We start from the raw sequence: 19,659 nt of genomic DNA, 5'->3' as shown, positions 1-19,659 counted from the left end.
TAGGTCTCTCAGGCCGCCAGGCGGGCGTTCTTGCGCAGAAGCTCGTCGGCCAGCGCGCGATAGGCGGTCGCCCCTTTGGACTGCCCGTCATAGGACAGCACCGGCATCGCAAAGGACGGCGCCTCGCTGACGCGAACGTTGCGCGGGATGACCGTGGAAAACACCAGATCGCCGAGGTTTTCGCGCGCGTCGTCCTCGACCTGGCGCGACAGGTTGTTGCGCGCGTCATACATGGTGAGCACAACCCCTTCGATCCGCAGGTTCGGATTGGCCGTCTGGCGCACCTCACGAATGGTCAGCATGAGCTGCGACAAACCTTCCAGGGCGAAAAATTCGCTTTGCAGCGGCACCAGAACGGAATGCGCCGCCACCATGGCGTTCACCGTGAGAAGGTTCAGCGAGGGCGGGCAGTCGATCAGGATGTAATCGAAGCCGAAGCGGTCCATCTCGGTCTGGCGCAGCGCATCGTGCAGGAGGAAGCTGCGCTTTTCATTGGCCACCAGTTCGATATCCGCCGAGCTGAGATCCACCGTCGCCGGGATCAGGTGCAGCTTGTCCTGATCGGTCTTCAGGATCACCTGATCGAGCTCGATGTCTTCCAGAAGCAGTTCGTAAGTGGTGAACTCGCGGTCGTCGGGTTCGATCCCCAGCCCCGTCGAGGAATTGCCCTGCGGATCGAGATCGACCACCAGGATGTTGAAGCCGCGTTCAGCCAGAGCGGCCCCCAGATTGATCGTCGTCGTGGTTTTGCCGACGCCGCCCTTCTGGTTAGCAATGGCGATGATTTTGGGGCCGCTGGGCCGCGACGGATCAGACATGAGTCAGAGCTCCGATGGTCAAAACGACTGCGTTGGGATCAGTAATGCTTGTACGCTGCGCGCAGCGAAACTTCCACGATTCCCGGGCAGCATCGAGTTCTTTTTTCCAGTTGGCACCTTTCAGGAACACCCCCTGACCGGTTGTCGCGAGATGCCGGTCGGCAAACCCCATGAGCGTGGAGAGATCGGCCAGCGCACGGGCGCTCAGCACGTCGGCATTCAGCGGATCAATCTCTTCGATCCGGCCCACGAGAACCCGCGCGCTTACCCCGGTTTCGCGCAGGACCGACCTCAGGAAGACGCCCTTGCGTTGATCGCTTTCCACCAGAACCACCTCGAGATCCGGCGCGAGCTCTTGCGCGAGGATCGCCACGACCAGACCGGGGAAGCCACCGCCGGCCCCGAGATCGGCCCAGCGCCCGCTGCGCCGGTCGGGAATCTGAAAGACCTGCGCCGAATCCACAATGTGACGGCTCCAGCTTTCGCTCAGCGTGTTGCGCGACACCAGATTGATCTTTGGGGACCACTTTTCCAACAGATCGACAAAGTGGGTGAGCCGGTCGAGTGTTTCACGTGAAACATCGAGCTCCGGCAGGCGCGGATCTATCAGTGTCATGCGGTTTTGGCCTGGCCATGACGGCGGACCCGCAGCAAGAGCAAGGAGAGCGCCGCAGGCGTCATGCCATCCACCTTCCCCGCTTGCGCCAGATTTTCCGGGCGCGCCAAGGCGAGCTTGTGTTTCAGCTCGTTCGACAGCCCTTCGATCCCCGCGAAATCGAAGCCGGTCGGAATCGTCATCGCCTCGTCTCGCCGCAGCGCTTCCACATCCCGCTGCTGCCGGGCGATGTAGTTGGCGTAGAGCGCATCGCGCTCAAGCTGCTCCGCAATCTCGAGGTCGATCTCACCGAAGCCAGGTTCGCCCGCCTTCAACGTGGCCATGGTCACATCCGGGAAGGCCAAAAGCTGGAACCCGTTCCGCTTCTGCCCATCCGGCGCAACCTGGATCCCCAGCGCGGTGACATCCTTCGGGGTAAACTGGCGCTCTTCCAGAGCGGCCCGACCGTTCTTCAGCTTGTCCATCTTCTCGTTAAACCGCGCGCACCGGTCGTCCGAAACGCAGCCCAGCGCCATCGCCTTGGGCGTCAGTCGCTGGTCGGCGTTATCCGCGCGCAGCGACAGCCGGAACTCGGCACGGGAGGTGAACATGCGATAGGGCTCGGAAACCCCGCGCGAGGTGAGATCATCCACCATCACACCGATATAGGATTCCGAGCGCCCGAAATGCACCGGCTCCGCGCCAAGCGCCTCGCGCGCGGCGTTCAGACCGGCAACCAGCCCCTGCGCCGCAGCTTCCTCGTATCCCGTCGTGCCATTGATCTGCCCGGCCAGGAACAGCCCCGCAACCGTGCGCACCGCAAGACGCAGGTCCAGCGAGCGCGGATCGACGTAATCGTATTCGATGGCATAGCCCGGCTGAAGGATCTCGGCCTTCTCAAGCCCGGCGATCGAGCGCACGTAGTCCACCTGAACATCCACCGGCAGAGAAGTGGAAATTCCGTTCGGGTAGATCGTGTGATCGTCGAGCCCTTCGGGTTCCAGGAAGATCTGATGCGAGGTCTTGTCGGCAAACCGCACGATCTTGTCCTCGATCGACGGGCAGTAGCGGGGACCGACCCCTTCGATATGTCCGCCATACATGGCGGAACGACCGAGATTTTCTCGGATAATCTCATGCGTCCGGGTATTTGTGTGGGTGATCCCGCAGCTCACCTGCCGCGCGACGGGCGCTTCCGACAGGAAGGAAAACATCACCGGTTCGTCATCTCCCGGCTGGTCTTCAAGCTGCGCCCAGTCGATGGTCCGGCCATCCAGCCGCGGCGGCGTTCCGGTTTTCAGACGGCCAAGCTCCAGCCCAAGATCGTCGATGCGTTCCGCCAACCGCACAGAAGGCTTGTCGCCAATCCGCCCCCCGGGCCGCGACTGATCGCCAATGTGGATGACGCCGCGCAGAAACGTCCCCGTCGTCAGAACCACCGCTCCGGCCGCGAGCTGCGTTCCGTCCTCGAGGACGACACCCCGAACCTGATCTCCGCTAAGCAGCAAATCCACCGCTTCGCCTTCAACCACGGTCAGGTTCGGCGTTGCGCGCATCTCGCGCTGCATCGCTTCCCGATAGAGCTTGCGATCCGCCTGCGCGCGCGGTCCTTGAACCGCCGGCCCCTTTCGACGATTGAGCAGACGGAATTGAATCCCTGCCTGATCCGCGACGCGGCCCATGACCCCGTCCATCGCGTCGATCTCGCGCACGAGATGCCCCTTCCCTAACCCGCCAATCGCCGGATTGCAGGACATCACTCCGATCCCCGCCTCGGACAACGTGACCAGGGCCGTTCTGGCGCCAAGACGGGCAGAGGCCGCAGCCGCTTCCGCGCCCGCGTGCCCGCCCCCGACAACCACCACATCGAAGTCGCGATGTTTCACGTGAAACACTCCTCACTTCCCGAGACAGAAGCTCGAAAAGATTTCGTCCAAAAGATTTTCGACATCCACCCGGCCAATCAACAGCTCCAAGCTGCGAATCGCCGCGCGAACTTCTTCCGCTGCCAGATCATACCAGTCCGGACCCCGCTCCAGCAGCATCATCGCCTGCTCCAGCCCGGCTTTTCCATCCTGAAACGCGACGCGATGGCGCTCCCGCGTCGCCAAACCGGCATTCTGTACCTTTTCGGAGAGTCGCGCACCGATCTCGGCAATCAACCGATCCATGCCCTGCCCCGTCACCACAGAGATCCCACTAGCATCCCCAGTCAGATCGGCCTTGGAGGGCAGAACCAGATCTTCCTCCGACAACAGCACATCGGGTAGCCCGCGTGCGTCCGTCAGAACCACCCGCAAGTCTGATTGCTCGGCCCGCTGCAACGCGCGCGCAATCCCGATCTGCTCCACAGGATCCTGCGTTTCCCGCAAACCTGCGGTATCGAGCAGGGTCACCGGTAGACCGGCGATTTCCATACGCACCTCGATCACGTCGCGGGTCGTCCCCGCAATATCCGAGGTAATCGCCGCATCCCGTCCGGCCAGTGCATTCAGCAGGCTCGACTTGCCCACATTCGGCGCCCCGACAATCGCCACCTCAAAGCCCGAACGAATCCGCTCCGCCGCGTCCATCCCGCGAAGCTGTTCGGCAAGCGAAGCGCTGACTTTCAACAGCAGTTCCCGCACCCGGTCCGACACATCGACCGGAACCTCTTCATCCGCGAAGTCGATGGTCACTTCCAGAAGCGACGCCGCCTCGATCAAATCCCGTCGCCAGCTTTCGACCTTTTCGCCGAGCGCCCCGGCAAACACCCGCAGCGCCTGCGCCCGCTGGCTTTCGGTTTCCGCCTCGATCAGATCCGCAAGCGCCTCGACCTGAGTCAGATCCAGCCGGTCGTTTTCCAGCGCCCGCCGGGTGAATTCCCCGGGCTCCGCCAGACGCAGCCCTTCGACCGCGTCCAGGGCGCGCAACACCGCGCGCTGGATCGCCGTGCTACCATGGATGTGAAATTCCGCAACCGGATCGCCGGTAAAGCTCGCGCCTTCGGGAAACACCAGCACAAGTGCCTCGTCCAGCACCTGCCCCATGGCATCGCGCAAATGGCGCAGAGCGGCCTGCCGCGGGGCCGGCAAACGGCCCGCCAAGGCCCCCGCCGCTTCCCAGGCTTTCGGCCCGGAAACGCGGATCACAGCCACCCCGGCTTTTCCCGGCGCGCTTGCTAGGGCAAAGATGGTATCCAACCCTGCCTCCCGGCCGGTCTTAGCTGTTCATGGAATCGAAGAATTCAGAGTTCGTCTTGGTCTGTTTCAGCTTCGACAGCAGGAACTCGATGGCATCGGTGGTGCCCATCGGGTTGAGAATGCGCCGCAGCACGAAAGTCTTCTGCAGATCCACCTTGTCGGTGAGCAGGTCTTCCTTCCGCGTGCCCGACTTGAGAATGTCGATCGCCGGGAAGACCCGCTTGTCCGCCACCTTCCGGTCCAGCACGATCTCGGAGTTGCCGGTGCCCTTGAATTCCTCGAAGATCACCTCGTCCATCCGGCTGCCGGTGTCGATCAGCGCGGTCGCGATGATCGTCAGCGATCCGCCCTCTTCGATGTTCCGCGCGGCCCCGAAGAACCGCTTCGGCCGCTGCAGCGCATTTGCGTCCACACCACCGGTCAGAACCTTGCCCGAGGACGGCACAACTGTATTGAACGCTCTACCAAGTCTGGTGATCGAATCGAGAAGGATCACAACATCTCGTTTATGTTCCACCAGACGCTTGGCTTTTTCGATGACCATTTCCGACACGGCCACATGCCGCGTCGCGGGCTCGTCGAAGGTCGAGGAAATCACCTCGCCCTTCACCGAGCGCTGCATATCCGTCACCTCTTCCGGCCGTTCGTCGATCAGCAGGACGATCAGGTAACATTCCGGATGGTTTTTCTCGATGCTCGTCGCGATGTTCTGAAGCAGCACCGTCTTACCGGTGCGCGGCGGCGCCACGATCAGCGACCGCTGCCCTTTCCCGATCGGGGCCACCAGGTCGATGATCCGGGCCGAGCGATCCTTGATTGTCGGATCCTCGATCTCCATCTTCAGCCGTTCGTCGGGATAGAGCGGCGTCAGGTTGTCGAAGGCGATCTTGTGCCGCGCTTTTTCCGGTTCCTCGAAATTGATCTTCGAGACATCCACCAGCGCGAAATACCGCTCTTCGCCATCCGGCGCGCGCATCTCGCCCTCGATGGAATCCCCCGTGCGCAGCGAGTATTTTCGGATCATATCGGGCGAGACATAGATATCGTCGGGACCCGGCAGATAGTTCGCCTCGGGCGACCGCAGAAACCCGAACCCGTCCTGAAGCACTTCCAGCACCCCGTCGCCGAAGATCTGCCAGTCCTCATCCGCCCGCTCGCGCAGGATCTGGAACATCATCTCGCCCTTGCGCATGGTCGAGGCGTTCTCGATCTCGAGCTCCTCCGCCATCGCGAGAAGATCCTTCGGGCTCTTCGCCTTCAGGTCGGCAAGGTTGAGCTTCTCTGTGCTCATACAGGAATCCTTCCGGGCCGATGCTCTGGCCCCGTATCTGGCAGTCTCTGGGAAAACGACACACCCGGACGGGCGTCGCATGTCACCTAATCATCCCGCCCGTCCGAGTCAATCTTTCTCCGGAGAAGCGATCCGGCTGGAGGAAACCATTCTTTAAGAAAGAAAGAAGAAAGATGATTTTGATATTAGGACCGGGCTTGCGCCGTGGATTATTGGTTTATGGCGGATTTGTCCCAAAGAAACAGGGATGTGGAAAATTCTGTGAGTGTTCGCGGGGGCCATGACCTGCCCCGCACAGAATACGACATGTAATCAGCGGATTGATGCCAACGAGGGGGGCCGGGAAAACATCGGGATAAGAAGCCGCTCCTCCCCGGCATCCCCAGACCGAAGTTATCCTGTTCCACAGCCGGATGATTTGTCGTGAGCCGGGCTGAACCCTGCGGGTTGTCCCCGTGCTTGCATGTCCTGGCGATTTTCCTCAGAACAATCCCCTGACAAGACCCCGCAGCTTTCGACAGGTTTTTCCACATGGTGCCGCCGCTCATCCTGGCGTCCGGGTCGCAAATCCGGGCAGAGATGCTGCAAAAGGCGGCTTTGCCTTTCCGAATCGAGCCGCCCCGCGTCGATGAATCCGCCATCCGCGAAGCGCTTGCCGCCGAAGGCGCGGGCCCGCGCGACATGGCCGATGCCCTGGCCGAATTCAAAGCCCGCCGCGTCTCGCAACGCAACCCCGGGGCCTTCGTTCTCGGCTGCGATCAGATCCTGTCCCTCGAGGGCGAGATCTTTGCCAAGCCGGAAAGCCCCGAGGAAGCGCGCCGCCAGCTTCTGCGCCTGCGGGGTGTCCGGCATCACCTTTATTCGGGTGCGGTGATCTATCAGGACGGCGAACCGGTCTGGCGCCATGTCGGGGTCGCGCGACTGACCATGCGCGCGTTCGGCGAACCTTATCTCGACGATTACATCGTCCGAAACTGGGACAGCATCCGCCACTCGGTCGGGGGCTACAAGCTCGAGGAAGAAGGCGTTCGCCTCTTTGCCCGGATCGAAGGCGACCATTTCACCATTCTCGGGCTGCCCTTGCTCGAACTGCTTGCGTTTCTGTCGGTCCGGGGGATCATTGCCGCATGACACTCTCACGTATTCCGCTGGCCGGCGTGATCGGGGCGCCGGTCGCTCACTCCCGGTCGCCCCGGCTGCACGGTTACTGGCTCGGAAAATACGGGCTTGCCGGTCATTACATCCCGATGGAGATCGCGCCGGACAAGCTCGACGCCGCGATGCGCCTGCTGCCCGATCTCGGGTTCGTCGGCGTGAACGTCACCATTCCCTACAAGGAAAAGGTGATGGAGATCGCCGATCTGGTCTCGGACCGCGCCACGCTGATCGGCGCGGCCAACACGATCATCTTTCGTAACGATGGCCGCATCCATGCCGACAATACGGATGGCTACGGGTTCATCGAAAATCTGCGCCAGGGGGCGCCGGGATGGGATCCGAAGGCTGGGCCCGCCGTGGTGCTGGGCGCGGGTGGGGCTGCCCGCGCGGTCATCGCCTCGCTGCTCGAAGTGGGCGTGCCGGAAATTCGCTTGTCGAACCGCACCCGCCTGCGCGCCGAGAGCCTGCGCGACGATTTCGGCAACCGTATCCAGGTGGTCGAATGGGTGCAGGCGGGCAATGTGCTGGAAGATGCCGCATTGGTGGTGAACTCCACCTCGCTTGGCATGGTCGGCAAAGCCGAGCTGCGCGTGCCGCTCGATGGGCTGCGCCCCGGCACCGTTGTGACCGATCTGGTCTATACGCCGCTGCAAACCCGCCTTCTGCGTGTGGCGGCGGAACAGGGTTGCACCTGTGTCGATGGGCTCGGGATGCTGATCCATCAGGCGGTGCCCGGTTTCGAACGCTGGTTCGGCCAGCGGCCCGAGGTCGACGATGCCACCCGCGCGGCCGTTCTGGGATGATCTTTCGCCTTGGCCTGACCGGCTCCATCGGCATGGGGAAATCCACCACCGCCGGGCTTTTCGCCGAGGCGGGCTGTCTGGTCTGGGATGCGGATGCCGCCGTGCACCGGCTTTACGCGCCCGGTGGCGCCGCGGTGACACCGATGCAGGAGGCGTTTCCTGATGTCATCGAGGACGGCGCGATCTCGCGCGAGCGGCTGCGCGATGTGATTGCTGCCGATCCAAGCGCCCTGCCCCGGATCGAACGGATCGTGCATCCGCTGGTCCGTCAGGACCGCGATGCCTTTGCCCATGCGCATGACGACAAGATCCTGGTCTTCGACATCCCGCTGCTTTTCGAGACCGGCGCCGAGGCCGAGATGGACGCGGTCGCCTGTGTCACGATTCCGCCGGAGCTTCAGCGCGAGCGGGTGCTGGCCCGGGGCACGATGAGCCCCGCGGATCTCGACCGGATCCTCGCGCGGCAAATGCCGAATGCCGAGAAATGTGCGCGCTCGGATTACGTGATCGAAACCGACACGCTTGAGCACGCGCGCGCGCAGGTGCATTTTGTACTGGAAGACATCGAAAGGCGGCGCCATGCGTGAAATCGTGCTCGACACCGAAACCACCGGCTTCGAACCGGATCAGGGCGACCGCATCGTCGAGATCGGCGCGGTGGAGCTGTTCAACCACGTGCCCACCGGCAACACCTATCACCAGTATATCAACCCCGAACGCTCCATGCCGCAGGAGGCGTTTGCAGTGCATGGGCTGGGCGACGATTTCCTGCGCGACAAGCCGGTCTTTGCGAAGATCGTCGATGATTTTCTGGCCTTCATCGGCGACGCCAAGCTGGTGATCCACAACGCCGCCTTCGACGTGAAATTCCTCAATGCCGAGCTGGGCTGGACCAACCGCCCGCTGCTGCCCCGGGATTGCGCCATCGACACGCTCGAAATCGCACGGCGGCGGTTTCCCGGGTCGCCGGCTTCGCTGGATGCGCTGTGCCGCCGCTTCGGCATCGACAATTCGTCGCGGACCCTGCACGGCGCCTTGCTCGACAGTGAAATCCTGGCCGAAGTCTATCTGGAGCTGATCGGTGGCAAGCAGCCCGATCTGGTATTGAGCCCGGTCCGCCAAAACCGCGGCGGCGGTGAGGCGGATGAAAGCTGGCGCCCGTCCCGCCGGCCTGTGCCGCTGCCGCCGCATATCACCGAAGAAGAAAAGGCGGCTCACGCCGCCTTTGTCGAAAAAATCGGGGAAAACGCCCTCTGGAACCGGGGCTGAGCGCTCAGGCGTCGAGCTTCTGCTCGCCGCCGGCCGAAGCCTGCTGACGGCGCGCCAGCTCGGCGCGGTACAGCGCGACGAAGTCGATCATTTCCAGATTCAGCGGCGGGAACCCCCCATCGCGGGTCACGTCCGAGATGATCCGGCGCGCGAAGGGGAACAGCATGCGCGGGCATTCGATCAGCAGGAAGGGGTGCATCTGCTCGTCCGGCACGTTTTCGATGTGGAAGACGCCGGCATAATCCATCTCGAGCAGGAACAGCATCGAGTCCGAGCCCTTGGATTTGGACTCGACCTTCAGCTTCATCACCACTTCGTACTGATGTTCGGCGGTCCGTTTCTTGGCGTCGAGATTGACCTGCACCTGAACGTCGGGCTGCACCTCGCCCGCGCTGCCCTTCTGCGCGAGGATGTTTTCGAAGGACAGATCGCGCACGAACTGCGCGAGCACGTTCATCTTCACCGGCGCCGGCGCTTCGCTCGCGCCGTTCTGGGGGGTATCTGCCATGATTTTCTCTCTCCTGGACACGAGGTTTGCACTGCCATAGCAGCCCTACCCCCGCGCCTCAATGCTTCGTCCAGCCGGAACCGGGATGATTGGGCTTCTTGCCCTGGGGCAGCTCGGTAAACTCGCCCTCGATGACATCGCTATCGCTCCTGTCACGCGGATCGGGCCGCATGTCGGGCCGCGGCGGCATTTCGCGGCCCATCTCGAACCGCGCCACTGTCACCCGCCGCGACATATAGCGCATCACTGCCAGCCGCACCGGCGGCGCCAGCAGTGCGAAGCCGACGGCGTCGGTGAAAAATCCCGGCGTGAGCAGCAGCGCGCCGGCCAGCAGGATCATCGCACCATGGGCCAGCGGCGCCGTCGGATCCTCGAGCCGTGAAAACGACCCCTGAAGATCGCCCAGCGCCCGCAGCCCCTGCGAGCGTACCAGCCAGGTGCCGAGGATCGCGGTCAGCATCACGATGGCCAGCGTCGGCCACAGGCCGATCAACCCGCCGACCTGAATGAACAGCGCGATCTCGATCAGCGGCACCATGAGGAATAACAGAAAAAGCCACATGACGGGTCTCCCTTGCGTCCGGGCGCCGGTAGACTTGCCCGTGCCCAGCCCCTACATAGGGTTGCAACAGTGAAACTTCCACGTATGCACGCATGAGGTGCCGATGAACACGCCGATCGTCCAGCTTCTGGTCCTTGCCGGGATCGCGATTTTCCTGATCCTGCGCTTGCGCAGCGTTCTGGGAACACGTGACGGGTTCGAAAAACCCCCGGTCCCCGCTCAAAGCCGGCGCGACGACACCAAGCGCGATTTCGAAGTGATCGAGGGCGGGCCCGACCGCGACATCATCGACCACGTCCCCGAAGGCAGCCCCGCCGCCGAGGCGCTGGCCAAGATGAAGCGCGCGGAACCGTCTTTCAGCGTCAGCGAATTCCTCTCGGGCGCGCGCGGCGCCTATGAGATGATCCTGATGGGGTTCGACAATGGCCAGATCGAGGATCTGCGGCCCTTCCTCTCCGAAGAGGTCTATGAGAGCTTCGAACAGGTGCTTCAGGCGCGGGCCGAACAGGGCCTGACCATCGAGGCGGAATTTGTCGGCGTGCGTGAGCTGACGCTGGTCGATGCGACTTTCGACGATGATCAGCGTCTGGCCGAGATCACGGTGAAATATGTGGGCGAGCTGACCTCGGTGGTGAAGAATGCCGAGGGCGAGATCGTTGAAGGCAGCGCGACGACGGTCAAGCGCCAGAAGGATGTCTGGACCTATGGCCGCAACATGGGCAGCGACGATCCGAACTGGCAACTGGTCGCGACCGACGAGTAATGCGGAAGGCGATCCGTGTCGCGCTTGTGGCAGGCATGGCAATGGCAGGCACCATGAGCGCGGCGGAAACCGAAACCACTTACGAGATCCTCGATTTCGCCGATCTGGATGGATGGGCGGAAGACGATCACGCCGCCGCCCTGTCGGTGTTTCTGGAAACCTGCGGCGACATGCGCGAGCCCGATTGGGTTAGCCTTTGCGCCGTTGCCCGTGAAACCACCGACGCGCGCGGCTTTTTTGAACTGTTCTTTCGTCCGGTGCAGATCGGCGACGGCAAGGAAGGGCTTTTCACCGGCTATTTCGAGCCCGAGCTCGACGGGTCGCTGTCGCCCAGCCCGCGTTACCGCTATCCGATCTACCGGATGCCCTCGGAGGCGCGCGATACGCGGCCCTGGTTCACGCGGCGCGAAATCCTGACGTCGGGCGTGATGGAGGGGCGTGGGCTCGAAATCGCCTGGGTCGATGATCCGGTTGAGCTGTTTTTTCTGCAAATTCAAGGATCTGGACGTATCCGCCTGCCAGATGGGCGCCATCTTCGCGTGGGCTATGGCGGCGCCAACGGGCAGCCCTACCGCTCCATCGGGCAAGAGCTGGTGCGGCGCGGCACTTTCGACGCGCATCAGGTCTCGGCGCAGCGGATCAAGAGCTGGGTGCGAAGCAACCCCTTCGACGGGCAGGAGCTGTTGTATCACAACCCCTCTTACGTGTTCTTCCGCGAGGTGAACGAGGTTCCGGCGGAAAAAGGCCCGCTGGGTGCGATGAACCGGTCGATCACCACGTTGCGGTCGATCGCCGTGGATCCGGCCTATACGCCGCTCGGGGCGCCGGTCTGGATCGAGAAGGCGGGCAAGACGCCGTTGCACCGGCTGATGATCGCGCAGGATACCGGTTCGGCCATCAAGGGCGCGCAGCGGGCCGACATCTTTTTCGGATCCGGAGATCAGGCGGGGCGGCAGGCCGGGCGGTTGAAAGACCCCGGGCGGCTTGTGGTCTTCCTGCCGATCCAGCGCGCCTATGCGCTGTTGCCGGAATCGGTCTTATGAGCAAACGCCGCTTGCGGCCGGACGAGCTGGAACTCTGGCAGCAGGTGGCGAAGACCGCCAAGCGCCTGCCGGGCGGACACAAGACCGCCGCCCCGCAAGCCAAGACGCCGCCGGAGCCGGTGATACGGGCGGCGCAGCCCCCCAAGCCGCAGCCGCTGTCGCCCTTCTCGCTTGGTGCCGGCGCGCGCCCGGCCCCGGAAAGCCACGATTTCCTTGGCACGACCTCGGATCGTCTGGCGCGCGAGCCGGTGTCGATGGATGCCAAGGCTTTCACCCGGATGAAACGCGGCAAGCTCGCCCCCGAGGCGCGGCTCGATCTGCACGGGATGACGCTGGATCAGGCGCATCCGGAGCTGGTGCGTTTCATCCTGACCTCACAGATGCGCGGGCTGCGGCTGGTGCTGGTGATCACCGGCAAGGGCCTACGCGAAGATCCGCACGATCCGATGCCCCGGCGGCGCGGTGTGCTCAAGACGCAGGTCCCGCAGTGGCTGCGCATGCCGCCTGTGGCGCAAGCGGTGCTGCAAGTGAGCGAGGCGCATGGCAAGCATGGCGGCTCGGGCGCGTATTACGTCTATCTCCGGCGCCGGCGCTGAACCGGCAGGCACCCGCTTTCCCGAAACTCGGAAACGCCTAGCGCCCGGCCAGGATCTGTGGCGCGTGGTCGCTCAGATAGATGCGCAGCCAGGGGGTGAAGCGTTCCGGATCGCGCGCCGTCTGCGCCGCCAGATCGTCCAGAGAGATCCAGGCCACATCCATGACTTCCGCAGGGTTCGGCTCGATCTTCAGGCTTTCCGAAGCCTCGGCGACGAAGATGTCGACCAGCTCGTGTTCGGTCATTCCGCCACCCACCTCGGCGCGGTATTCCACCTGTCCGCGCGGTTGCAGCGCGAGGCCACGGATGCCCAGCTCTTCCTCGAGCCGCCGCTGGGCACAGTGTTCCGGTGTTTCCTCCCAGTGCGGATGGGTGCAGCAGGTATTCGCCCAAAGCCCCGGTGTGTGGTACTTGCCCAGTGCCCGGCGCTGGATCAGCACACTGTCTCCACGCAGCACAAAGACCGACACGGCCTTGTGGCGCAGGCCGCGCAGATGGGCGTCGATCTTGTCGACCGGGGCAAGGGTTCCGTTCACCCAGGCGGGAATGGTGCTGTTCATGGCGCCTGTTTCTCTTCAAGCCGCGCCAAGGTCAAGAAACCCTCGTCATATGGTCGCATGTGAGGGCCCTGACTATTGTTGACACGCGCGTCGTTGCGCTAGTTTTCAGAACGGAGACGTGTCACGGGAGACAATAGATGAAATTCAAGATAGCCATGGCGATCGCCGCAGTGACTCTTGCGCAGTCGGCCTATGCTCAGGACGCCGGCGAAGGGGAGAAGATCTTCAAGAAGAGCTGCCGGTCCTGCCACATGATCGTGGACGATGCCGGCGAAGCCATCGTCAAGGGCGGCAAGACCGGCCCGAACCTCTACGGTGTGATCGGCCGTCATGCGGGCTCGGAAGAGGGTTTCCGCTACAAGAAGTCGATCGAGGATGCCAAGGACAAGGGTCTGATCTGGGACGAGGCCACCTTCGAGGAATACGTCCAGGATCCGACCGGGTTCCTGAAATCCTATCTCGACGATTCCGGCGCGCGTTCGGGCATGACCTTCAAGCTCAAGGATGGCATGGCCGACGTTTATGCCTATCTCGTTTCGGTCGCGCCGCCGGCCGAATAAGCCGGGGTCGCGGGCGGCAGATTGCCGCCGCTGCGAAAAAGCGAAAGGGCGCATCGGGGGATGCGCCCTTTCTGCTGTCTGCTGTCAGATCCGCCGGGTGACGGCGGATCAGTTCGCCAGGGTCGTGGCCTGCCGCGTCAGACCGAAGACGCTGCCCACCAGATTGAAGACCGTCTGGGTCTTGGTGATCGGGGATTCCGTGGCCAGAATGGTGTCGTTCGGATTGATCAGGAATTTCCGCGCGGCAAAAAGCCCATCTGCCGAGGTCAGATCGAAGGTGAAGACCACCTGCTGCATGCGCGGTGCGCTGCCGTCCGAGCGGAGATGCTTCACGCGGTATTCGCGCAGCACCAGAACACCTTTGGGATCGGCGCGCTGGTCGGTGAGCCCGCCCATCAGCGACACCGCTTCCAGCGCGGTCAGGTCGTCCTTGGGGAAATAGATCAGATCTTCGGTGCCGGAGGCGCCCAGCGCGGTGAAGCTATGGTCGTCCTGCTCGACGATCACGGTGTCGCCGGGGCGTAGCAGCGCATTCCGTGCGCCGCTTTCCAGCAAGGTGCTGGCCGAGGTTTCATAGGTCGTCCCGCCGCGAATCAGCCGCACCTGCGGGTTGCGCAGCGTGGGAACGATGCCGCCGCCATCGGCGATCAGCCCCAGAACCTTGTAGTTGCGCGAGGGCATCGGATAGGCGCCGGGCCGCGACACGCCGCCCACCAGCTCGACTGAGTTTCCACGCCCTTGCTTGAGGCTGAGCTGCACCTGCGCCGAGGGGGCGATCTGGACCAGCTTGTCCTGCACGCGCGCGCGGGCCGCAGCGGGTGTCAGGCCGCGGATATAGACCTCGTCGACGTAAGGCACGAACACCGCGCCATTGGGGCCGACCTCGACCTCGGTCAGCGAGGTCGATTTCTCGGAGGCATTGGTCAGCAGCGAGTTTTCCTGGCTGTCCCAGATGGTGATGTCGACCCGGTCACCGGTCTGGATCACGTTTGAATTCGCGCCGTTCGAGGTGCCGGGCCAGCCGAATTCGTTGTCCCAGCCTGTGCGCGGCCAGGAGGCGATCGACGGCATGTTGGCGCGGGTGACCGCGACGACCTGAAAGGTCGGGACGTCGTTGGAGGATTCCTTGAGCACTTCCGATTGCAGCGCGGCGCCGCGCGGCAGTGCGCAGCCGGCCATCACCACAAGCGTTGCAAAAGCGACAAGAGTATTGCGCAGTCTGACCAATGCAGTTTCCCCCCCGGGACAATCATCCAGTCTATCTTGGGCTTTCTTAGCGGTTGTCGCTGGTGATAGACAGCCTCTTGTCGCCGGAAAATTCAAATGGACGGTTCAACGTGACGGTTACACATCAACAGCCAGCCGATGAGCGGGAAATAGCCGTTTTTCGGACGGTGATGCCGGGGTTTGAGGCGTCCGGAAGCGGGATGCGCGGCGCATGACTCCGGCTAAGCGTCTGCTGGACATCGCCCTGTCGCTGACCCTGATCGTGCTGCTGTCGCCGCTCATCGGGGTCATCGCGGCGATGATCCTGATCCGCGACGGCCGGCCCGTTCTGTATCTTTCCGAACGGATGAAGACCCCCGACCGGGGATTTCAGCTCTGGAAGTTCCGGACCATGCATCCGGACAAGGACGATTGTGGCGTGTCGGGCGGCGACAAGGCCGGCCGCATCACCCGCACCGGTGCCCTGCTGCGCCGCTACCGGCTCGACGAGCTGCCGCAGCTCTGGAACATCCTGCGGGGCGATATCAGCTTTGTCGGGCCGCGCCCGCCGCTGCGCCGCTATACCGAGATGTTCCCCGAGCTTTATGCCGATGTGCTGCAATCGCTGCCCGGCGTGACCGGCCTGGCGACGCTGGCCTTTCACCGCACCGAAGAGCGGCTGCTGGCCGAATGCGAGAGCAAGGAAGAGACCGAAGCGGTCTATTGCCGCCGCTGCGTGCCCCGCAAGGCGCAGCTCGATCTCATCTACGCGAAAAAGCGGAGCCTGTGCTACGATCTCAAGCTGATGGCGGCGACAGTGCTGCGGCGGATCTCGTTGCACTGATCTGATCATTGCCCCGGGCGTCGCGCCGCCGGGGGCGACCCGTCAGCGTTGCAGCATATGCATCGCACCATAGCCGATGTGCCGGCCCAGCCACTGCCGCGAGGCGACGATTTGGCCGGAGGGATCCACCACATAATAATCCACGAAGGGCGGACCGTCGGGGCTTTCGCAGGCCGCGACCATTTCTTGTGCGGGGGTGTTCACCAGGCCCATCGCGACATCGACACGTTTGTCCGGCTCGACTCCGCAGCGATAGGTCAGCACCTCGGTGATGTCCTCGGGGGTGAGGAAGCGCTGGATATAGACCACATCGCCGGTGCCCCGCGCGCGCACCAGATCGAGCAGCGGACCCTCGTCGACCGACATCAGATCGCCGCCGAGCCCGCGTGTGCCTGTGATCATGCCGTCGCGCATGACCACGGCCTGACGGGTCGCGGTGGCAAAGGTCCGATAAGGGCCGTTGGTTTCGATCTGGATCAGCAGGGTCTGCGAGTCCCGGTCGGCCACGTCGAAAAACGCCACCGGCAGATCGGTCGCCGCGAGGGTCTGGAGAATCTGCTGCTGCGTAAGTGCCGTTGGTTTCTGTTTTCCTTTGAAAACAGCATCATAGACGGTCGTGATCGGGTTCACGAAATATGGGTCGTTGCTGCAACCGGCCAGCGCCGCGAGGCCGAGCGCGGCCGTGAGGCCCAGAAATGCGCGGGTCTTCATCGCCAGAACCTTCCCCAGGAGTTGGCCACATTCGGCTCGTGCCAGGTCCGTACCTGCTCGTAGAGACGGCTCGACACGTTCAGCCGGGCGCCGCCGTCCCGCTGCACCGACCGGATCACCGTGGTGTTGGACTGGCGCGAGGGCGTGCCGATGCCGACCGACAGCGGGATGGTGATCAGGATGCCCTTGTCGAAGGAGCCTTCGCCGAAATCCTCTTCCGAAACGTCGGTGAAGGTCGCAAAGGCGCCGATCCGCCAGCCATTGGCGAACTCGCGATGCACGGTGAAGGTCGCACCGTAATCGCCGGCGAGATAGCGGCCGACATCGAGCTGCCCGTGGAACCCGTTGCCAAAGGCGTAATAGGCCGAGACATGCCCGTTCACGTCCGGGATCTCGCGTTTGATCCCCGAGACGGGATCGGTGGTCACATTGTCCAGCAGCCCGAACATCAGGTCGTAATCGCGGCGGCGGACATAGTTCAGCTCGGCCCCCAGCGCAAAGCGGCTGTCCACCGGTTTCCACAGCAGCTCTGCCGAGACGCCGGCATACATCTCTTCGAGATAGCCCATCGACAGCCGGCTGTAGAGGTTCCGGCCCGGCCGGCCGTAGAAATCGAGCGTCAGCGTGTCGATCGCGGGGTCGCCTTCGCGGGCGTAGTAGCCGTAGTTCGTGCGCACGCGCGGCAGCTTGGATTCATCCACGCGGGTGATCTGGTCGAGGTTGCCGACCAGCTTCTTCTTGACCGAGCCCGACAGCACGATGTTCGGGGTGATCTGGACCGAGCCGCTCAGCCGTGCGCCAAGGTCGATGCGCAGCGGGTTCTGGGGGTCGAAGGTCGAGTAGGAATAATAGGGCGTGAGCGACCAGGTGAATTTCGGATATTCGGTGAGATCGGATTTCGGCGCCCGTCCGAAGGCATCGACGATGCTGGTGCGGGCCAGCATCTCGACCGCCGCGTCGTTCTCGAGATTTTCCAGATCCGAGCGGCGCAGGGTGATCGCCGACATCGGCATCCCGTTCTCGGAGGGCACGATGACGAATTCCTCGACCGAGGCGGGCAGCACCCGGGTCATCACCCGTGCCGCGCGTCCGATGGCCTGCGCCGAGGCGCCGTAGGTGGGGTTGCGCAGCCGCAGCGTGGCGCGCTGCGGTTGCAGGTCAAAGCCTTCGACCTCGAGCTTTTCGCGCTCCAGGCTGCTGATCAGGCGCTGTTGCGTGCTCGCTTCGGCGCTGTCCAGCGCCATCGTCCAGCCCAGGTCGCGCGCATCTCCGGGCGCCCGCCGCTTGACCGGCAGACCGCCGGTTTCGTTGCCGCCGGGCGAGCCCGCGGTCTTGGGGTTGATCGGGAAGGTGACCTGAGCGCCCAGCGTGTTGCCATAGGCGTAATAGAGCGAGAACTGCGCGCCGTTCTTCAGCCGGTAATCCATGCCCAGGTTGATCGGTGAGCTGTGCTCGAACCCGCCCGAGCGAGTTTCTTCGTCATACTGGTCGGAGGAATATTCCAGCTTGAAGCTCAGCCGGTCGTTTGGCGCATAGCTGATCCCGGCGAAGGGCGCGACATCGCCGCGGAACCAGCGGTCGTAGGTGGGCACGCCGCCGGTGCCCAGAATGTCATTCGACCGGGTGCTGATCGTGGCGATCGGGTTGTAGCTGCCCAGACGGCCCCAGCCGAGACCGGCCGAAACCTTGAGCCCGGGGGTCAGCGTCTTGGTCGCGACGACATATTCGCCGCTGTAGATGCCGGTGCCGATGAAATCCTGAAGACCCACCGCCACCGCCGGGCGGATCTTGCCTTCGGTGAACAGCAGGTAACGGAGATCGAAGCTGCGGTCGTAATAGACGCCGTCGACGCTGGACGGGTGGTTGAAGTTCTGGATGCCGGTATAGCGGAAGGCGCCGATCAGCCGGGGGGTGATCTGGAAGATCAGCGTGCCGCGGTTGCTGTCGTGAACCCGCCCATAGGTCAGGCCCAGCGTCGCGTCGGGCGCCATCTCGGCGGTGGGCATGTCGATGAGGCCGGGCTGGCCGTAAAGGTTGAAGCTGGGGATCGCTTCCTCGGCAGCGGCGCCGGACAGGGCGACAAGGCCCGCGATCGCGGCGGCCATGCCGATCCGCCCTGCTCGATATACTGCCCCCGCCGTCATGCAACCGACCTCGTGATGAAAACGTCTTCGGGTAACAGCTATTCGGATTTCGCGGCCCTGTCTATTCACCCGAGCCACGGCAGGCGGCGCTGTGGGATAATCGGCACGTCTTTGCCGCTACGTTAAGCTGACATTTTGAATCGTTAAGCCAGATGTAACGGCTGTGCCTTTAAAACCGCCTCCGGGGTGTAAGAAGAGGTGGTGGAAATGGCTGTCGACAGCAATGTCGCGCCGGTCATCATCAAGAGGAAAAAGGTCTCGGGCGGGGACGGGCACCATGGCGGTGCCTGGAAGGTCGCCTACGCCGACTTCGTGACGGCGATGATGGCCTTTTTCATGTTGATGTGGCTGCTGAACGCGACAACCGAGAAGCAGCGCAAGGGGCTGGCCGACTATTTCAGCCCGACGGTGGCGATCAGCCGGGTGTCGGGCGGCGGCGATGGCAGCCTGGGCGGCGACAGCGTGTTCTCGGAAAACACCCTGCCGCGTGTGGGCCATGGCGCGACCAGCCTGCGCCCGACCTCGGAACGTGCTGCGCGCGGGGCGGTCACGCCCGGCGCCGCACAGGATCCCGCCGAGGGCGAGGAGACGCTGAAAGAGGTCGAGGATCTGCTCATGGGCCGCGGCGGCGAAAGCATGGTCGATGACGGCTTGCTGCGCCATATCGTGACCCGGGTCACCGATGAGGGGCTTGTCGTGGAGCTGTTCGAGACCGAGGATGCGCGGCTTTTCGACGAGGAGGGCAACCCGACCGAGCTGCTGCGCGCCCTGGCCGGGGTGATCGTGAGGGTGTCGGGCATGGTGACCAACCCGCTGGCGGTCGAGGGCCATGTCGGCGCCTATCCCATCGTCCTGGCCCGCGATCCCGCCTGGGAGGTGTCGACGCGCCATGCCGACCGCTTCCGCGAGCTGCTCTTGTCCAGCGGTCTGCCGAAACGGCGGGTCGACCGCGTGACCGCCCATGCCGACCGTGAACCGACCGAGCGCAACCCGATGGATCCGCGCAACAACCGCATCGAGGTTGTCTTCCTCAGAACCTCCTGATCC

The 19,659-nt window shown here is 63.6% G+C and carries 21 protein-coding genes; 10 read left to right on the top strand and 11 right to left on the bottom strand.

The features are described 5' to 3' along the window. Positions 1 to 8: 8 nt before the first annotated feature. Genes M4578_RS17050 through rho form a run of 5 tightly spaced genes read right to left on the bottom strand, consistent with a single transcriptional unit; the run spans position 9 to position 5,886 of the window. On the bottom strand, positions 9 to 818 hold the full coding sequence (locus M4578_RS17050) for a ParA family protein (RefSeq protein WP_258094500.1): 810 nt from the start codon (positions 816 to 818) through the stop codon (positions 9 to 11). Beyond that, complete coding sequence (gene rsmG / locus M4578_RS17045; protein WP_258094499.1) at positions 811 to 1,434, bottom strand: 16S rRNA (guanine(527)-N(7))-methyltransferase RsmG; 624 nt, start codon at positions 1,432 to 1,434, stop codon at positions 811 to 813. Before rsmG ends, M4578_RS17050 begins: the two co-directional genes overlap by 8 nt. Next, entirely contained in the window at positions 1,431 to 3,299 is a 1,869-nt protein-coding gene (gene mnmG, locus M4578_RS17040; RefSeq protein WP_258094498.1) for a tRNA uridine-5-carboxymethylaminomethyl(34) synthesis enzyme MnmG, read from the bottom strand. The genes rsmG and mnmG overlap by 4 nt, the downstream gene beginning before the upstream one ends. Positions 3,300 to 3,311: 12 nt before the next feature. Next, positions 3,312 to 4,595 (bottom strand): tRNA uridine-5-carboxymethylaminomethyl(34) synthesis GTPase MnmE, encoded by a 1,284-nt coding sequence (gene mnmE / locus M4578_RS17035; protein ID WP_258094497.1) that lies wholly within the window; start codon positions 4,593 to 4,595, stop codon positions 3,312 to 3,314. Between the two features lie 19 nt (positions 4,596 to 4,614). Beyond that, the gene (rho, locus tag M4578_RS17030; protein WP_258094496.1) at positions 4,615 to 5,886 is read right to left on the bottom strand and encodes a transcription termination factor Rho; all 1,272 of its coding nucleotides are present in this window, start codon (positions 5,884 to 5,886) and stop codon (positions 4,615 to 4,617) included. 531 nt (positions 5,887 to 6,417) lie between these two features. Between rho and M4578_RS17025 the strand changes: the two genes are divergently transcribed. Genes M4578_RS17025 through dnaQ form a run of 4 tightly spaced genes read left to right on the top strand, consistent with a single transcriptional unit; the run spans position 6,418 to position 9,116 of the window. Then, a complete protein-coding gene (locus M4578_RS17025) occupies positions 6,418 to 7,017 on the top strand; it encodes a Maf family protein (protein ID WP_258094495.1) in 600 nt (199 codons plus the stop codon). After that, on the top strand, positions 7,014 to 7,847 hold the full coding sequence (locus M4578_RS17020; RefSeq protein ID WP_258094494.1) for a shikimate dehydrogenase: 834 nt from the start codon (positions 7,014 to 7,016) through the stop codon (positions 7,845 to 7,847). The genes M4578_RS17025 and M4578_RS17020 overlap by 4 nt, the downstream gene beginning before the upstream one ends. Then, positions 7,844 to 8,434 (top strand): dephospho-CoA kinase, encoded by a 591-nt coding sequence (gene coaE, locus M4578_RS17015; RefSeq protein ID WP_258094493.1) that lies wholly within the window; start codon positions 7,844 to 7,846, stop codon positions 8,432 to 8,434. The genes M4578_RS17020 and coaE overlap by 4 nt, the downstream gene beginning before the upstream one ends. Beyond that, complete coding sequence (dnaQ, locus tag M4578_RS17010) at positions 8,427 to 9,116, top strand: DNA polymerase III subunit epsilon (protein ID WP_258094492.1); 690 nt, start codon at positions 8,427 to 8,429, stop codon at positions 9,114 to 9,116. Before coaE ends, dnaQ begins: the two co-directional genes overlap by 8 nt. Before the next feature lie 4 nt (positions 9,117 to 9,120). Here dnaQ and secB read toward each other — a convergent pair whose 3' ends face one another. Together secB and M4578_RS17000 are read right to left on the bottom strand one after the other, a co-directional pair. Continuing rightward, complete coding sequence (gene secB / locus M4578_RS17005) at positions 9,121 to 9,624, bottom strand: protein-export chaperone SecB (protein ID WP_258094491.1); 504 nt, start codon at positions 9,622 to 9,624, stop codon at positions 9,121 to 9,123. Positions 9,625 to 9,682: 58 nt separating this feature from the next. Continuing rightward, positions 9,683 to 10,186 carry an FxsA family protein gene (locus tag M4578_RS17000; protein WP_258094490.1) on the bottom strand — a complete coding sequence of 168 codons (504 nt, stop codon included), beginning with the start codon at positions 10,184 to 10,186 and terminating at the stop codon, positions 9,683 to 9,685. 103 nt (positions 10,187 to 10,289) lie between these two features. On the opposite strand from M4578_RS17000, the gene M4578_RS16995 reads away from it, so the two are divergent. The 3 genes from M4578_RS16995 to M4578_RS16985 are packed head-to-tail and all read left to right on the top strand — an operon-like array spanning position 10,290 to position 12,588. Continuing rightward, positions 10,290 to 10,949, top strand: a complete 660-nt coding sequence (locus tag M4578_RS16995) for a Tim44/TimA family putative adaptor protein (RefSeq protein WP_258094489.1) — start codon at positions 10,290 to 10,292, stop codon at positions 10,947 to 10,949. Positions 10,950 to 10,984: 35 nt separating this feature from the next. Then, complete coding sequence (gene mltA / locus M4578_RS16990) at positions 10,985 to 11,992, top strand: murein transglycosylase A (RefSeq protein ID WP_420854818.1); 1,008 nt, start codon at positions 10,985 to 10,987, stop codon at positions 11,990 to 11,992. Beyond that, complete coding sequence (locus M4578_RS16985) at positions 11,989 to 12,588, top strand: Smr/MutS family protein (protein WP_258094487.1); 600 nt, start codon at positions 11,989 to 11,991, stop codon at positions 12,586 to 12,588. The genes mltA and M4578_RS16985 overlap by 4 nt, the downstream gene beginning before the upstream one ends. Positions 12,589 to 12,625: 37 nt before the next feature. On the opposite strand, the gene idi is transcribed toward M4578_RS16985, so the two are convergent. After that, positions 12,626 to 13,147: an isopentenyl-diphosphate Delta-isomerase gene (gene idi, locus M4578_RS16980; protein ID WP_258094486.1), complete on the bottom strand. Its 522-nt coding sequence runs from the start codon at positions 13,145 to 13,147 to the stop codon at positions 12,626 to 12,628. 137 nt (positions 13,148 to 13,284) lie between these two features. On the opposite strand from idi, the gene M4578_RS16975 reads away from it, so the two are divergent. Next, positions 13,285 to 13,707 carry a c-type cytochrome gene (locus tag M4578_RS16975; RefSeq protein WP_258094485.1) on the top strand — a complete coding sequence of 141 codons (423 nt, stop codon included), beginning with the start codon at positions 13,285 to 13,287 and terminating at the stop codon, positions 13,705 to 13,707. Between the two features lie 108 nt (positions 13,708 to 13,815). On the opposite strand, the gene M4578_RS16970 is transcribed toward M4578_RS16975, so the two are convergent. After that, complete coding sequence (locus M4578_RS16970; protein ID WP_258094484.1) at positions 13,816 to 14,934, bottom strand: polysaccharide biosynthesis/export family protein; 1,119 nt, start codon at positions 14,932 to 14,934, stop codon at positions 13,816 to 13,818. A 211-nt stretch (positions 14,935 to 15,145) separates the two neighbouring features. On the opposite strand from M4578_RS16970, the gene M4578_RS16965 reads away from it, so the two are divergent. Then, entirely contained in the window at positions 15,146 to 15,757 is a 612-nt protein-coding gene (locus tag M4578_RS16965) for a sugar transferase (RefSeq protein WP_258094483.1), read from the top strand. 42 nt (positions 15,758 to 15,799) lie between these two features. On the opposite strand, the gene M4578_RS16960 is transcribed toward M4578_RS16965, so the two are convergent. Both M4578_RS16960 and M4578_RS16955 read right to left on the bottom strand, forming a co-directional pair. Then, positions 15,800 to 16,468 (bottom strand): YjbF family lipoprotein, encoded by a 669-nt coding sequence (locus M4578_RS16960; RefSeq protein ID WP_258094482.1) that lies wholly within the window; start codon positions 16,466 to 16,468, stop codon positions 15,800 to 15,802. Then, entirely contained in the window at positions 16,465 to 18,573 is a 2,109-nt protein-coding gene (locus M4578_RS16955) for a YjbH domain-containing protein (RefSeq protein WP_258094481.1), read from the bottom strand. The genes M4578_RS16960 and M4578_RS16955 overlap by 4 nt, the downstream gene beginning before the upstream one ends. Before the next feature lie 246 nt (positions 18,574 to 18,819). Between M4578_RS16955 and M4578_RS16950 the strand changes: the two genes are divergently transcribed. Continuing rightward, on the top strand, positions 18,820 to 19,656 hold the full coding sequence (locus M4578_RS16950; protein WP_258094480.1) for a flagellar motor protein MotB: 837 nt from the start codon (positions 18,820 to 18,822) through the stop codon (positions 19,654 to 19,656). Positions 19,657 to 19,659: the final 3 nt, after the last annotated feature.

Source organism: Salipiger pentaromativorans (assembly GCF_024721115.1).
Taxonomy (GTDB): domain Bacteria; phylum Pseudomonadota; class Alphaproteobacteria; order Rhodobacterales; family Rhodobacteraceae; genus Salipiger; species Salipiger pentaromativorans.
This window is presented reverse-complemented; position numbering and strand designations above follow the sequence as displayed.

Coding starts and splice junctions, on each gene's coding strand:
- mltA (WP_420854818.1), top strand. CDS start 10,985: ATGGCAATGGCAGGCACCATGAGCGCGGCGGAAACCGAAACCACTTAC.
- M4578_RS16965 (WP_258094483.1), top strand. CDS start 15,146: ATGACTCCGGCTAAGCGTCTGCTGGACATCGCCCTGTCGCTGACCCTG.
- idi (WP_258094486.1), bottom strand. CDS start 13,147: ATGAACAGCACCATTCCCGCCTGGGTGAACGGAACCCTTGCCCCGGTC.
- M4578_RS16995 (WP_258094489.1), top strand. CDS start 10,290: ATGAACACGCCGATCGTCCAGCTTCTGGTCCTTGCCGGGATCGCGATT.
- M4578_RS17000 (WP_258094490.1), bottom strand. CDS start 10,186: ATGTGGCTTTTTCTGTTATTCCTCATGGTGCCGCTGATCGAGATCGCG.
- rho (WP_258094496.1), bottom strand. CDS start 5,886: ATGAGCACAGAGAAGCTCAACCTTGCCGACCTGAAGGCGAAGAGCCCG.
- M4578_RS16985 (WP_258094487.1), top strand. CDS start 11,989: ATGAGCAAACGCCGCTTGCGGCCGGACGAGCTGGAACTCTGGCAGCAG.
- coaE (WP_258094493.1), top strand. CDS start 7,844: ATGATCTTTCGCCTTGGCCTGACCGGCTCCATCGGCATGGGGAAATCC.
- M4578_RS16950 (WP_258094480.1), top strand. CDS start 18,820: ATGGCTGTCGACAGCAATGTCGCGCCGGTCATCATCAAGAGGAAAAAG.
- rsmG (WP_258094499.1), bottom strand. CDS start 1,434: ATGACACTGATAGATCCGCGCCTGCCGGAGCTCGATGTTTCACGTGAA.
- secB (WP_258094491.1), bottom strand. CDS start 9,624: ATGGCAGATACCCCCCAGAACGGCGCGAGCGAAGCGCCGGCGCCGGTG.
- M4578_RS17050 (WP_258094500.1), bottom strand. CDS start 818: ATGTCTGATCCGTCGCGGCCCAGCGGCCCCAAAATCATCGCCATTGCT.
- M4578_RS16960 (WP_258094482.1), bottom strand. CDS start 16,468: ATGAAGACCCGCGCATTTCTGGGCCTCACGGCCGCGCTCGGCCTCGCG.
- M4578_RS16975 (WP_258094485.1), top strand. CDS start 13,285: ATGAAATTCAAGATAGCCATGGCGATCGCCGCAGTGACTCTTGCGCAG.
- M4578_RS17025 (WP_258094495.1), top strand. CDS start 6,418: ATGGTGCCGCCGCTCATCCTGGCGTCCGGGTCGCAAATCCGGGCAGAG.
- M4578_RS17020 (WP_258094494.1), top strand. CDS start 7,014: ATGACACTCTCACGTATTCCGCTGGCCGGCGTGATCGGGGCGCCGGTC.
- dnaQ (WP_258094492.1), top strand. CDS start 8,427: ATGCGTGAAATCGTGCTCGACACCGAAACCACCGGCTTCGAACCGGAT.
- M4578_RS16955 (WP_258094481.1), bottom strand. CDS start 18,573: ATGGCCGCCGCGATCGCGGGCCTTGTCGCCCTGTCCGGCGCCGCTGCC.